Annotated in this window: 14 protein-coding genes; 7 read left to right on the plus strand and 7 right to left on the minus strand. The window is 52.3% G+C overall.

Annotated features, from left to right (window positions below; translation table 11 throughout):
• Nucleotides 1–6: 6 nt before the first annotated feature.
• Nucleotides 7–411, plus strand: coding sequence for a response regulator (locus H8F22_RS29540; RefSeq protein WP_078465772.1), 405 nt, complete (start codon nucleotides 7–9; stop codon nucleotides 409–411).
• A gap of 98 nt (nucleotides 412–509) precedes the next feature.
• Here H8F22_RS29540 and H8F22_RS29545 read toward each other — a convergent pair whose 3' ends face one another.
• Nucleotides 510–1,034 carry a hypothetical protein gene (locus H8F22_RS29545; protein WP_153045946.1) on the minus strand — a complete coding sequence of 175 codons (525 nt, stop codon included), beginning with the start codon at nucleotides 1,032–1,034 and terminating at the stop codon, nucleotides 510–512.
• A 92-nt stretch (nucleotides 1,035–1,126) separates the two neighbouring features.
• On the opposite strand from H8F22_RS29545, the gene H8F22_RS29550 reads away from it, so the two are divergent.
• Nucleotides 1,127–2,014: a prepilin peptidase gene (locus tag H8F22_RS29550; protein WP_194941027.1), complete on the plus strand. Its 888-nt coding sequence runs from the start codon at nucleotides 1,127–1,129 to the stop codon at nucleotides 2,012–2,014.
• Nucleotides 2,007–3,272, plus strand: coding sequence for a tyrosine-type recombinase/integrase (locus tag H8F22_RS29555; RefSeq protein ID WP_228759004.1), 1,266 nt, complete (start codon nucleotides 2,007–2,009; stop codon nucleotides 3,270–3,272). The genes H8F22_RS29550 and H8F22_RS29555 overlap by 8 nt, the downstream gene beginning before the upstream one ends.
• An 803-nt stretch (nucleotides 3,273–4,075) precedes the next feature.
• On the opposite strand, the gene H8F22_RS29560 is transcribed toward H8F22_RS29555, so the two are convergent.
• From H8F22_RS29560 to H8F22_RS29575, 4 genes are all read right to left on the minus strand, one after another.
• Nucleotides 4,076–5,512 (minus strand): hypothetical protein, encoded by a 1,437-nt coding sequence (locus tag H8F22_RS29560; RefSeq protein ID WP_169904196.1) that lies wholly within the window; start codon nucleotides 5,510–5,512, stop codon nucleotides 4,076–4,078.
• A 258-nt stretch (nucleotides 5,513–5,770) separates the two neighbouring features.
• Complete coding sequence (locus H8F22_RS29565) at nucleotides 5,771–6,244, minus strand: hypothetical protein (RefSeq protein ID WP_407692655.1); 474 nt, start codon at nucleotides 6,242–6,244, stop codon at nucleotides 5,771–5,773.
• Nucleotides 6,186–6,914 (minus strand): hypothetical protein, encoded by a 729-nt coding sequence (locus H8F22_RS29570; RefSeq protein WP_169904198.1) that lies wholly within the window; start codon nucleotides 6,912–6,914, stop codon nucleotides 6,186–6,188. Before H8F22_RS29570 ends, H8F22_RS29565 begins: the two co-directional genes overlap by 59 nt.
• A gap of 22 nt (nucleotides 6,915–6,936) precedes the next feature.
• Entirely contained in the window at nucleotides 6,937–7,797 is an 861-nt protein-coding gene (locus H8F22_RS29575; protein ID WP_116827301.1) for a DNA-binding protein, read from the minus strand.
• Nucleotides 7,798–7,955: 158 nt separating this feature from the next.
• Between H8F22_RS29575 and H8F22_RS29580 the strand changes: the two genes are divergently transcribed.
• The 4 genes from H8F22_RS29580 (at nucleotide 7,956) to H8F22_RS29595 (ending at nucleotide 11,622) form a co-directional block, all read left to right on the plus strand.
• On the plus strand, nucleotides 7,956–9,128 hold the full coding sequence (locus tag H8F22_RS29580) for a site-specific integrase (protein WP_169904199.1): 1,173 nt from the start codon (nucleotides 7,956–7,958) through the stop codon (nucleotides 9,126–9,128).
• An 88-nt stretch (nucleotides 9,129–9,216) separates the two neighbouring features.
• Nucleotides 9,217–9,597 carry a hypothetical protein gene (locus H8F22_RS29585; RefSeq protein ID WP_169904200.1) on the plus strand — a complete coding sequence of 127 codons (381 nt, stop codon included), beginning with the start codon at nucleotides 9,217–9,219 and terminating at the stop codon, nucleotides 9,595–9,597.
• Nucleotides 9,598–10,233: 636 nt separating this feature from the next.
• Nucleotides 10,234–10,998: a ParB/RepB/Spo0J family partition protein gene (locus H8F22_RS29590; RefSeq protein WP_311775990.1), complete on the plus strand. Its 765-nt coding sequence runs from the start codon at nucleotides 10,234–10,236 to the stop codon at nucleotides 10,996–10,998.
• 228 nt (nucleotides 10,999–11,226) lie between these two features.
• On the plus strand, nucleotides 11,227–11,622 hold the full coding sequence (locus H8F22_RS29595) for a hypothetical protein (RefSeq protein WP_169904202.1): 396 nt from the start codon (nucleotides 11,227–11,229) through the stop codon (nucleotides 11,620–11,622).
• 145 nt (nucleotides 11,623–11,767) lie between these two features.
• Here the strand turns inward: H8F22_RS29595 and H8F22_RS29600 are convergent, their stop codons facing one another.
• Together H8F22_RS29600 and H8F22_RS29605 are read right to left on the minus strand one after the other, a co-directional pair.
• Nucleotides 11,768–12,274 carry a hypothetical protein gene (locus tag H8F22_RS29600; RefSeq protein ID WP_169904203.1) on the minus strand — a complete coding sequence of 169 codons (507 nt, stop codon included), beginning with the start codon at nucleotides 12,272–12,274 and terminating at the stop codon, nucleotides 11,768–11,770.
• 97 nt (nucleotides 12,275–12,371) lie between these two features.
• Entirely contained in the window at nucleotides 12,372–12,809 is a 438-nt protein-coding gene (locus H8F22_RS29605) for a hypothetical protein (protein ID WP_169904204.1), read from the minus strand.
• Nucleotides 12,810–13,491: the final 682 nt, after the last annotated feature.

The following is a 13,491-nucleotide window of genomic DNA, read 5'->3' on the forward strand; positions in this document are numbered from 1 at the left end:
AACAAAATGAGCACATTACTCATTGTCGATGATTCCCCCACCGACACTTATCTTGCTAGAAAGTGTGCAGCTGAACTTTTTGAAGAAATTCGTGCGGTGCACAACGCGGAGGGTGTGTTCCGGGAACTGGAGGAATTCAGGCCTTCTTGCGTCATCATGGACTGGACGTTGGACGACTTGATGAATGGAATATCGCTGATCGCTGAGATCCGCGACCGAAACGATGATGCTAGTGTGGTGCCAATCATCGTCTGCACAAGTCGATCAATGCCTGCAGACAAGCAGATTGCTGCTAATGCTGGCGCTTCGGCTTACATCGTCAAGCCAATTACTGCTGAGGCTCTTGCCGAAGTCTGTTCACGTCTGATCCCTGGATTTGCTGGCCCCAGCCTTCCTCGTTCCGATAAGTAACGCATCACTATGCTGCGCCTGAACAAATGGGCGCAGCTACCCTCCTCCGCCTTGCCATTCCCCACAAAATAATCAACTGTCTAAATACCTCACTATCATCAGTATTTAAACCCTTCCGGGATTTCACAGTACCCTAGTAGGGATGGTTGTACGTTGGTGCCGAAAACATGGATATCAGACATGTTCTCGACAATCTCGGGTGCTTCAATGGTTTCGAACCTAACGGCGAAAACCAGAAACTCCTGCGCGATATCCCTGCCGAGATGGGCTAAGCATGAACTGCTTTTCTTTGCGTAAGACACCGATGCTAATTGGCCAGTGCCCAAATCGAGCGATGATTTGAAACCATGCTTCAGTATTGAGAACAAATTCTTCTTTGGAGTTGCATGAAAGAAGACTAGGGTGTCCTGCTCTAATGCTCCGGCAAATAGGGAGTAATTGTTTTCTTCAGTAGGTTGGAATGATTCAAGTTTTCCGCATTCATTGTTCATGCTGGGCTTCACTCTTTCAGTTTGATTTCTAGTAATAACTGGCCAAGTATCGCGGCTAGCGCCATGGTAGGCCTGAATGGTGTTTTTCCGTTCAAAAGACTGGAAGTTAAGTGAAGCACAGGTGAATTCCATGCATAGGTTTTGAGGTGTCGAATTTTCCAAGCCCGGTAAAATCAAGGTTGCGGGTTTGATTCCGTCTCCCAACCTACCACCGGTGACACACCATGACCACGTTGCACTTATTGAAGCTCTATCCAGCAGTCTTTGCGATCCTAGTGGGGATTGTAGGCCTGATGGTCGGCAGCTTCCTCAACGTTGTTGTCTACAGGCTGCCTGTGATGATGAAGCGATCCTGGCTGCAGGATGCCCGTGCTGCCCTTCAAATGGAAGCCACTCCGACCGAGCCGTTCAACCTTGCAATGCCGAATTCCCGATGCCCATCCTGCGGCCATTCGATCAAGCCTTGGGAGAACATTCCGTTGATCAGCTGGCTCTTGTTGAGGCGAAAGTGTTCAGGCTGTCGATCGCCGATTTCGGCAAGATACCCAATAGTTGAGCTGGTGACTGCCGGCCTATCATTCGGCACGGCCTGGCACTTTGGCTATGGTGCAGAGACTTGCTTCGCGCTTCTGATGGTTTGGGGCGGAACTGCACTTTTCCTTATCGACCTCGATGAGATGCTTCTGCCTGATACGATCGTTATTCCGGGCATATGGGTTGGCTTAGCTGCCAGCTTTCTTGGGCTTTTCTCGACGCTCCAGGATGGCTTCATTGGAGCTGTCACAGGCTACCTGCTCCTTGCACTGCCGGCGTTGATCTTTCAGGCGATCACCGGCCGCCAGGGAATGGGCAACGGTGATTTTAAACTGCTCGCCCTCTTCGGGGCCTGGCTCGGCTGGCAAGCACTCCCTTTGATAATTCTCGTATCTGCCGTGGCTGCATCAATTGTCGGACTCATTGCGGGTTTAGGGGTAAAATCTCGAAGCGAGCCTTTCCCCTTTGGCCCCTTTATCATCGCCGGCGGTTTACTAGCCTTGTTCTTCGACCATGAGCTGTACACGCTTTATGGTCATGTAGCCGGCGTCAACATTGGAGCACTACTTTTTGAATAAGCGAGTAGAGGCAATTCCTCCCCGCCCCCTTTTCGATACCATTGAATCGATCCTGGGTGACTACGCCGACTTTAAAGACCTGCATCCAGACATGGCCCCTTACCTGGCTGCTTTTCCAGCCGAGATCAGTGTTGAGACCGATCTTCGTCATGCTCGAGCTTTTTTAAAGTCCTACAGCCAATCGCCGTCCACCTTCAAAAACTACCGCGGTTATCTGGAGCGTTTGATTCTCTGGAGTTGGATTGTCCAGAGCAAGTCCGTACTGGATCTGACCCGCACTGATGCTGAGGCTTTCCTCGCGTTCAACGTCGCGCCACCACAGTCATGGGTTGGTGCTTCTGCGATGCGCAGATTTGCTCCCAAGGATGGCCTGCTTATGTTCAACCCTCGGTGGCGACCTTTCGGCGTGAAGATCGAGAAAGCTGACCGCAAGAGGGCTGCTGAGGCGCATGTGAAGCCCGTCGCCAGTCAGAAGAAACAGGGATCAGGAAGCACTGATCTGATCTACTCGGTTGCGTGTTCGTTTTATGACTTCTTGCTGCAGGACGGCATGGACATCGCTAGCCCGTTCAAATCTATCAAACGGGTGAAGGGCAAGCGGGGAAAACCTAAGATCAAGGCATTGACCACGCTGCAGTGGGACTACCTTGTCGGTGAGGCCGAGACAATGGCCAATGAGGACCCCAAACACGAGCGTACTCTGTTCATCGTCGTGGCCCTCTTTGCGATGTACTTACGGGTTGGTGACTTGTCTGGCCGAGATGATTGGCTTCCGACCATGAACTCTTTTTTCAAAAGAAATGGTTCATGGTGGTTCGAGGTTGTTGGGAAGGGCAACAAGGAGCGTGAGATCACGGTTAAGGATGCCTTTATCCCCTACCTCAAGCGGTACCGTGAGAGCTTGAATATGTCGCCACTGCCGACCAAGGCCGACGATGCACCGCTGCTCTATACAAGCCATGGCCGGCCCAACCTGACTGCACGCCAGATCCGGAATATTGTTCAGCCAGTTTTCGACCGCGCTCGGTCCAGAATGCAGGCCGACGGACAGCCTGAGGACGAGTGTCAGGAATTGATGGAGGTTACCTTGCACTGGTTACGGCACACGGGCGCAACGTTCGATGCCAAATTCCGGGACGCAAAGCACCTGCAAATGGATCTGGGTCACGAAAGCCTTTCAACCACCCAGGACATTTACTACAACGCAATTAATCAGGAACGCTCCGCAAGTAACCGAGGCAGTATTCGCGGTCGATAACCTGTCTTATCAGAAGGCAGCCTCTCAGCTGCCTTACTTCACGTCTCTCCACATCCATTCAGCGAACTGTTCGTAGTTCTCGATTCTGAATGTCGAACCTGGGCTCCAGGTAAAGCCACACCGAATAAAATGGCCGTTCGACTTATCAGCTAAGGTGGCGCCCTCCCCGTGGCAGAGCGCGCCATACGACGTCGGGCCTGTAGCCATCGACTCGCTTATCGTCAAAGGGCTCGCAAGTATCATGGAGTATGAGTCAGCGTTCACCCAGTACAGTCGTTCAGCGGTCATTAACATCCCCCATATGAGGAATGCCAGCCAGGCTGCTTTGATGAGTGAGTTGACTCCTTTGGTTGTTGGCACTGTCAGAAGCTCCACGTTGGTACGACGAGGACCACCAAGCTCAGAGATCCTGCCAAGCTAGCCAGTGCAATCAAAGCCTGTTTTCGTGTCGAGGTAATGATCTTGCCGCGCTCACCTGCTAGCTTGCGCAAGTGGAAGGCTTGCAATTGAGGTGAGCTATACCCGTCGCGATCGATGGCCCTAAATACCAGGTATCTGTAGGTGTAGCGGATTGTGATACAGATGCATATTGCTAGGCAGAGAGTGCCGGGTAGGTAGAAATTCGCTGGTGAAATGAATGGCTGTACGTCGTTCATGGGGAATTGATTGCTATTTGGTAGTTGAATACGTCCATGTTACCAGTTTGAACTGCTGGTCGGCCCCTGTGCCCCGTTCGACAGGCCGGTTAAGGGGTGTAGCGCTTGTGGCCTATCCATAGCGCTACGCCCCATTGCTCTCAAGTCCTAGACGAGCTTGAAGGCTCCGAGCACTGATGCTCGTACTGATACCGCACCCACAGTTCGGTTCAGGTGCTTGGCGCATTTTTCTCTGGCTAGAGTATGCACATTGGCTAAAAGCCAGGCATCGTCTTCGGCACTCCAAGGCGTGGTGACTTTGTTGGAGTGCAGCCCGAGACTTTGTGCTTTGTGCCTGATTCTCTCTGCGAGCATACCTAGCTTTGCAGCACACCAGATCGATCCTTTCTTAGGGTAATACTCCCTCAGAATTTCGATTTCAGCGCTGGTCCATTTCCGCTTGTTGACCTCTGCCGGCCGCACTGGCAAGTAGATGAGCCCGTCGACCCATTCTTTGCCTTTGGATTCAAATAGCCGACTCAGTCCCGCCCTTGAAAACTCAGAGGTCTCGTTTTTGAGGAATCGCACTCGTTTATCGACTGCATATTCAGGTCTGTTGATCAGCTTGCCAATCTCGGCGTTGGTCTTCTTCCCAAGATTCTGTAACAGCAGCTGATCGTCGTGACCTGTCCAGCCCGGGAATATACCCAGCTGCTTTGGACGCAGACTAACAGCAGCCATTGTCCGGCCCAACTGCTCTGCTACCCAAGGAAGCGGCTCTGTTTGGAGATGCTCGAGCAGGAAAATCGTTTCCTCGCGGGTCCAGGTAACCAGTGTGTTGGCTACCTTCAAGCGTCGAGCTCTGTTAGTGGTTTGGTAGTAGGACATTCCGACGTGGTCGGCTATCTGTTCGACCGGTTGGCTATGGTAGTGCTGCTTAAGGTAGTCGTCCTTCTCCTTCGTCCAGCGTGATCTAGGTGGCAAATCAGGAACGGGTTTAAGCAGGGATTCGTGCGGAGCTATGTGGAAACTGCTCGCAGCGGCGAGAAATGATTCGGCTGCCTTTCGGAACTCTTTAGCGGACGTTACGGCCGGCGGTACAAATGGCTCGAGCAGCATTGTCTCATCAGGATCCTCATCGCCCTTTGTTGCTAAGACATGTTTTGTGGTTGCTGATTTGTCTTGAGGTTTGCCATGCAGCGCCTGCGGGGTAAGGGGCATTGGGGTCAATGGCGGGCTACTTCTTCGCTCTCTGATAACTCTTTTGTTGGGTGCATCAGATGTTCCTGCAAGGGCCAGGGTTATGGTCATAGCCTCGACATCCTGAGGTGACCTGCCAAGCAGGTCAGCTATCGAAGCGATCGACTGGTGGCCAACATATTCCTGCCGCAGGATTCGTTCATCGCCACTCGGCCAGGCAGCTCCTCTGCTTGATCGTGGCCAAGGCCCAGCACCGTTCGGGGGAACATAGATGCCTAGAGCTACTGCCAGCTCATATGTTTCCCGCAGTGAGTGTTTGGTTTGATCGGCAGCTCCCTGTATGCCCTGCAGAGGCACGCTCTGCTCCAGGGTGGTTAGATCTTCGGAAGACCATTTTGCCTTCATGCCTGCGTATCTCCAATCGCCTCGGTCGGGGCTGTCGTTTAGGGCTTTCTGCCCACGCTTATGATTATTGTGTAGCTAGGTTTTGGTATCGCAAAGTTTGGTTCTGCCTATCACCTCTTGAAAACGATAATTTGAGGCTGACTAGGAACGCTTGCAAGCGTTTGACCCTGTTGGAAAGCGTTTATCACGATTGGCTGATTGGTTGCTGCAGACATTTAAGGGCCAGGCATTGATCAGCCGCACTCGTGCCGCGCTTCATCAGTCGCGGTACTCCTCCGGGTATTCAATCCCATGCAAGAACCACAGACTTTTGGCATTGCTCTCATGAGGTGCCTGATTAAAGATGAAGGCAGGGCATTCCTCATCTGCTTTGTCGATCAGCTTAGCCACCAGATCAGCGTTGCGGCGCTGTTGCTCTGACAGCTTTGCACTCGCTTCTTCCAGTTGATCAATGCTGCACTTTTCCATAAAGCTGAAATGTTTGCCCAGGAGTCCGCAGAGAATGTCCGAGATCTGTATGGCTGGTTCATTGTGTGAAATTGCGAACCGGTAGCTTACGGGCTGGCCACCCCACACAATTTCGTTGCGCTCAAGGCTTTCCCTGACCCGCGGTTCTTCGTCAAATACGTGAACCGACCTCACGAATGTGGCAAGTCTATGGATGAAGGCTGTATCAAAACCACTCATCCTTCTCGTTGCCGCAAAGATACACCAACGTAGTAACCCTGGCAGCCTCTTGGAGAAGGTCTGAGAGCGCCATTCTTGCCATGTTTCTGAACGTGAAGCCGCCCCTGAAGAGAAATTGGCGTACAGCTTTTAGGAATTCGGGTATTCGCGCGGCAGGTACGTTCGGGTAGTCGAAGGTCTTTAGTAGCCGGAAATACCCAAGTGGTTCTAGCCTCACTATGGCGTGGAGTTCGTTTTTCAGATCGTCCCGAATGGATCTGTAGGCCTCGAACTGATCATGGTCTAGCAGCGAGTCAATCAGGTCGACTATCGACCAGTTCAAGATGCTGAAGTTAGAGAAGTGAATGTAAGCTGGCGACGCCAGAAGCCATGTGAGGAACTGCTCCAGCTTGTTGGAGCTGAGGCAGGTGATGTAACCCCCTTGGGCAAGGTGCTTTAGCTTCAACTCTTTGACTGATGGCTGAATTCTCAATTGAGCCCTCAGGTCATGAATATCAGGCAGGCTGGCCCCTGGCCCCAGCGCTACACCCCCGAGCACAAAGCAATCCAGAACCTCATGATTGAGCCCGGTTCCAGTCAAGGATAGGCTTCGGATATTGTTCGTTTCGTCGTAATACAGCGTGTAGGCCTTATTGATGTTCTTCATCAGGTCCTGCCCGGGGAATCTAAACAGGCCGGCATCGATCACTGTTTTTTCGTAGCTGTCATTGATCATGGGTCTACCTGGACGTTGATTGTCAGTCCGTTTTCTTCTGTCCTGAGGTGCTTTTCGGTGGGCGCTTCGCTCGAGGTTTTGGTGCCGCCGCAGCCTTCCTGGTCTCAATCAATTGCTGTTCCAGCGTATCAGCTCGTGCCTGGGCCGCTGCTGACTGTTCACGTGATGATGCCAGGGCGCTCTGGTTTTCCTGCAGGGTCTTCAGTGTTGATTGAAGCTTGCCATTGGCTTCCTGCAGTTGTGCAGCAACCGATTTGAGTTCCTCTCTTGCACGGTCAACTTCTCTGTGAGATCGATCCTCAACATCGCGCGTGTAGCGCTCCTGCTCAGCCCGAGTGTTTTCGGCCTGAGCCGATGCTTCTACCAGCTTCTGCTCCGCGGCCGCGAGTTTTGCACGATAGTCAGTTCGCTGCTCACGCATATCCTCTAGGTCAGCATTTCGCTGATCCAACAATACCTGCAAGTCCTTCAGTCTAGTTTCAATGGCGAGTCGTGCGGTCTGTGCTTCGTTGGTTTGAGATCTTGCGAAGGCTACGTCCTTGCGAGCCTGCTCTTCGAGGCCGGCAATTCGCTCGCGCTCCTCTGCTAGCACCTTTCGCTGGACAGACATGCCCTGCTCCACCACAGCCTCTGCCATCAGAGTGGCCTGCTTCCAGATGTCCACAAAGGCGTGCGCCACTTCAGTGGGCAAGCCTGGCAGGCGCGTCTCAGCGCGCAGCCTGGCTGACAGGCGCACCCACCACTCATCAAGCAGGGCGCCGACACGCGCCGGGCTACCGCGCCCCAGCTTTTCTCGTACCCGCTCAACCGTTGGGCGCTTACCGCCCTCCAGCACGGCGTCAGCCGCATCAAAGACTTCCTGCTCAGGTACACCTGTCGACATGGGTCAAACTCCACTATTCTATATCCGATAAGTATTGGTTAACGGACATGATGTTTCGATAAAATACGTCGCACGTATTAAATAATACGCTTTAATCAAGAGTAGCTCAAAATCTCTCAAAAATGGGCTTTTGAACGTGAAATTCGTGGAGGTTTGGAATGAAGTCGGAATTGAGGGCACCAACAACCGTGGGCGCTCTATCGCGCTTACTGCCCCTAGATAATGCGGCCGTGCTTGAGCTTGACTCGCTCAGCCAGGCATCACAGGACGCAGTTTCTGACTTTCTGAAAGCAGGGACTGCGCCCAATACGGTGCGTAGTTACCAGGGTGCGCTTACCTATTGGTCAGCGTGGCTGCAGGTCCGTTATGGGGTTGCGCTGGGGGATGGGCCAATTCCAGCGGCGGTGGCGATCCAATTCATCGTTGACCATTTGAATAGACCGCAGGATGACGGCACCTGGACGCACAACCTCCCCCCTTCGGTTGATCAGGCGCTGGTCGACGCCAAGATCAAAGCTACTTTGGGACCTCACTCTTACAACACGGTCAGCCTTCGTATGGCAGTCCTTGGCAAATGGCATGGGATGAAGGGCTGGGCTAGCCCAACTGATATCAAAGAGGTCAAAGCACTGATGCGGGATGCGCAGAAGGCTCAGGCCCGGGGCGGCATTTCGGTTCGCAAGAAGACAGCACTCGTGGCTGAGCCTTTAAAGGCAATCCTGGACACATGCTCAACTGATGGACTGCGAGGCATACGCGATCGGGCTCTACTCCTCCTAGCGTGGAGCGGCGGTGGTCGGCGCCGCTCTGAGGTTGTGGCCCTGCAGGTTTCGGACGTTCGAAGGCTTGATGCTGACACTTGGATGTATTCACTCGGGGTAACCAAGACAGATACTGCTGGCGTCCGGCGTGAGAAGCCTCTGACGGGTGCCGCCGCCCATGCTTTGACTGCTTGGCTTAGTGTTGCCCCGATTGAGAGTGGCCCGCTTTTTCGGGGGATGCTACGAGGCGGCAGGGTGGGAACAGCACCCATGACTGGTCATGAGGTAAACCGAATCCTACAGAGGCGTGCAAAGCTTGCCGGCCTAGAGGGTGATTGGGGTGCACACAGTTTACGATCAGGCTTTGTGACTGAGGCTGGGAGACAGGGTGTGCCGCTGGGTGATGTGATGGCTATGACAGAACACACCAGCATTTCGACTGTGATGGGGTATTTCCAATCCGGCAACATGCTGAACAGCGCCGCTACGACCCTGTTAGCGGGCTATGACGTCCCTGAAGTGGAGGTGGACGATTCCAGCCCCGAATCGGGTTCTCATCTTCCGCGTTGATGTCTGGTGGGGCACTATTGTAGTGATGCAGCCCTTTCCGGGTGGCACTTACTCTGGGTACGAAGCAATGGCTAAAGGGATGAGGTCTTTGAAGTGGGGAATCATAGCGGGCTTGCTTGTGCCTGGCTTCGCCTCAGCTGACTCTTCAGGCGAAGTCGGGGTGGCGCTCAGCGCTTGGGCTCCAGAAAGTGTGACGGAACAAGGAGCCCGAACCACGGTTGTGCTTGATGAGAATACGGTTACAACGCAAATCTTTACTCAGGCCATCAGTAACGGTGTCTGCGCAAGAGTTTGGCTCAAACAGGCAAGCAGTGGCTATTTGGCAGGCATCACCGAGATTGCTGTCTTCAATAGATCACAGCGGCAAGGCTTCATCCTAGAAGGCGGCAAAGAGATTTGTGATGAGTTGGGGCTTTTACCTAGTAGCAAAATTCCTGAAGCGTTAGCCGCAAAGACACGGTCGCTTTGATCTTGGCCAGATGGTGGGTGACGCTCATATTAGGTTTCCGAAGCCAGGTAATGGGTTGCTTTTCGGGGGTATAGCATTAGCCTCAAGTCGTGAAAAGATGATGTCCTACCGGTGGAAGCGAACAGCCGGAGGGAGCTACAGAGAAGACGAGGCAATGATGAATCCCGCAGAATTCAATGCGATCCTTAACACCGCAACCCCTGCTCAACAGCTGTCCCTTGAGTCGGCCCACTGGCGGTACATGACGCTCATTGGCCATGTGCGAGGTGTAGTGGATCCTGAAATTGCGTCAGGTGATCGCGAAGCTTTCCCCCGCTACTCTGTCAGCGTCGGACAGTCGCTGGCATTCTCCGAACCTGACTGTTGCCGATTCATGGTTGCAGTTACCGGCCTATCAGCAAAGTTATGTGCTGCATGGGCGGACCCTGATTTCTACAGCCTACAAAACGAAAACCACGACGCATCTATCGCGGACACCGCCTAGCAGTGCTGAATCCTGATCGTAGCGGTAAATCGTCCACGAGGATTTTCGCTCAGCCAACCCTGATGCACCTGCAAGGGATCCCAAAAATGAACGGGGTTATACTGATTTCATCCTTATGAAATTGTTTAACCAAGGCAGAGGTTCCAGTGTCTGTGATTATTCAGATCCCCCTTTCACGATTGAAATACTTCAAAGCCCTAGGCAGCCCTGCTGAACCCAATGCCCAGGTAGAGGCCATGGCCGCTGACATCAAAGTACATGGCATTCGCGAACCGCTGATTGTCAGGCCCGTTGGCGATCTATTCGAAGTCGTATGCGGCTTGGTCCGCTGGAAAGGCGCGATAGTTGGTGGACTGGAGACAATTCCTGCTGAGGTTCGCCAGCTTAACGACGCTGAAGCCCTTGAGCTTTCGATCATGGATAACATGCGGCCACTCGGAGAGCTGGAGCTCCCTCATGCTGAGGTGATCGACCAGCCCATGCCGATTATTGATGTTGTCAGATATACCTCGACGGCACCCTACAAGATCGACGAGCCGCTTGGCATCGGGTTTTGCAGGCTTTTAGAAAGCGACTTCTCCCTCGAGGACGTCCAACTCCTCATGAAAGACAGTGCCGTCGACTCCAGTAACTTGGAGGTGGACCTATCCATGTTCTGGGAAGGTTTAGCGGACGGCCGGCTTCACATAGAGGGTCGAGGTGATGATTGCGGCCAGTTCATCTTGGCCTATATCGAGGACTATTTCGACGTTGAGGAGCCCGATGTTGCATTCACCGGCCCTAACATCGGGATCTGGCAGAACCTGACTGATGGAGAGCGAGAGCAAGTGGTTGCAGATGCGATTCGCCTAAACCCGATAGTTAACGCTGCTCTGTCTGTGATTTATGAGTTTCGCGACAATGATGTCAATTTATAGACGCGGAAGACTAGGCCCCCAGGGATTACGGGAGTGAACGCACTGCCAGTTGTTGCACACAGCCCCATTGCAGTAACTGGCCCTTTCCGAACTCGGTCTGCAAATAAGCACGCGGCGCTCGCAGGCGTGAAAGTGTCGTAGACCATACTTTCTGTAATTGTCTTCTGCGGGTTCTGGCACGCGCTAGAGTGGGTTGAAATGGCTCCACATTCATAGAGGAGCATCACCATGACACAAGCAGCCAACCCAGCAGCAGCTAACTTTGACCGCACGAAAGCAAAGTCGGCTGTTGAGAGCATCCAGAAGGCCATGAATGGATTGAGCACCGGTTATGAGCTTGAAATTGGGAGCGGTTCTTTTTCAGGAAGCGAACTGACTGTTCAGCTTAAAATCCGCATTCCGGGAGGCGTGAGTAAAGAGCGTACGATGCTTGAGCTGGAATGCAAGCACCGAGGCTTCGATCCTGATACGACCCTTAAATCATCGTCTTACGGCGAGTTCAACCTCGTGGGATATCATCCTCGCCGGCCGAAGTACCCTTGGACTGTCCAAATTGTAGGTGGTCAACTTTACAAGTTCACTGATGAAGCGATTACTGACGCATTTAACCGTCTGAAAAACTAATTTCATTCTGACAAGAAAAGGGAGCCTCGGCTCCCTTTTCGTCATGGATAAATCCTATTGGAGCTCCCTGTGGAGCGCAACTCTTCTCATGCGCCACGCTCCTTAAGAACAGGCGTGATGCGTATGGCATCCAGCCGACTCCCAACTAGAGTTTAAGTTTAACTTGCGGAACGATGGTGCCGTCGTTGCCGAGGTTTGAAGCCACAACTTGGATCACGTGAGAACGGAGCAACTCCTTTGCAAACTCCTCCGAAATGATTTCTGAATCGCCATTAAGCGCAACGAGGTAAGTCAGATGAGTATCCCCCGATATCTCCATGGAGTTACCGTTTTGCTGGGTTCTTCTGGTGATGATCGAAGCCTTGACGGAACAAACTGCTGCCCTGTCTGACAGCGGGTTTGCGATCATCTGGAAACCTCGTACCACCTTCTGTTCGCGCACACCATCTTTAACAGTACCGGTCCTTACTAAGTCGGAGAATACAGCGCTATGCCCGCAGAAATCTTCCAGCGCTCGCCGTGAAAAATCTTTCAAAGAAGCCGGTGGTATGACCTGGGTTTCAACTGGATCGGTATGCCAAATTGCATATCCAACGGCGATCCCTGCCGCAAGAGCCAGCACCGTTGAAGCGATGGCCATATTTCGTTTCATGTAAATTCCTATGAGGACTTGCGCCTAGTAACTGGTAATTTAGCAGCCCGTTTTAAACTGCCGAAATCAAGGGTTCAGGTGACACACCGTTCAGCTATCAGTTGAGAGTTTTGCTGTCATTACCTTTTGACACCCCGTTGAACGCTACAAACGCATAAAATGCTGTCAATGCACCTGGACCCACGTACATGACTGCTTTAGCCACAATCAAAGATATCGCCAGCAGACTATTCGCCATCTGATCCATTTGAGCATTGGCGCTTGATGTATCAAGAAAGGTATTGAAACCAACTCCAATGACCAAGACAACTGCAACAAAGAAAACTGTCATGAACCTCCAATATTTACGTGCAGGCTTCGACAGAAGTAGAAAGGCGAAGCATACGCTGAGGCAAATCATGTAGTAACGATAAGTCCATTCAGTAAATCCAATCAAATCGGCTCCGGCCCCAATTAGCTGTGTAAACAAGATTATTCCAAAAGCTACAAATACACCGCCGACCATTCCCCAAAACATCCCGACTAAAGTTTTCATATTTGTCACGTTCCTTAATGCAAAAGCGCAATATTTAAATAGATGTGATGGCGCAGAATTTAATTTGGTTTATTTCCATATTGGTTTACCGGCTATCTTCCAAGCCAGTAGAGCAGTCGGGAGGTGATGCTCTGTTTTTTGATCGCTGCCTCCCTTGTCACTCGGCGATGTTGGAAGGGAGAGTTGGCATGACTTACAAGCTGCAATCCGGCCTCGGTCAGCAGGTAGACGTCACGTTTGCATTTCAAGCAACATTTCCCCTTGGTGGCCAGGCCCCGTGTCTGAAGCGAATTAACCGTATCCAAAAAGGTATTCGATACGTGTACGGAGAGCCAGTTTCGGTTGAATTTCCACTGAATCGCACTTCCTTGTACCCAATGACCCTTTGCAAGTGATCGTAAAGCTATGAATTGATCTTTCGTGAGCCGTCCACGGGCTTCATCCTGGCTAGGAGGTTTAGATTGGGGGGCATAGAGAAAACGGAAAAAATCGTACGATAAGCCCTGCTGACAGCCTGCAAGCCCTTAGGTTGTGTAGTCGGTGTCCGAATGGGGTATACCCTAACTTGATGTCAGGCAGGGCCGCGCCGCTTCGTCAGAATAGAGTCTGCTTTCCCATTTTTTGACACATGCCCGCGAAGGTTATAGATTTCAGCCTGACAGAAATGGGCTTTGAGGCACAA

The organism is Pseudomonas mucoides, assembly GCF_015461845.1.
In the GTDB taxonomy this organism is placed as follows: Bacteria; Pseudomonadota; Gammaproteobacteria; order Pseudomonadales; family Pseudomonadaceae; genus Aquipseudomonas; species Aquipseudomonas mucoides.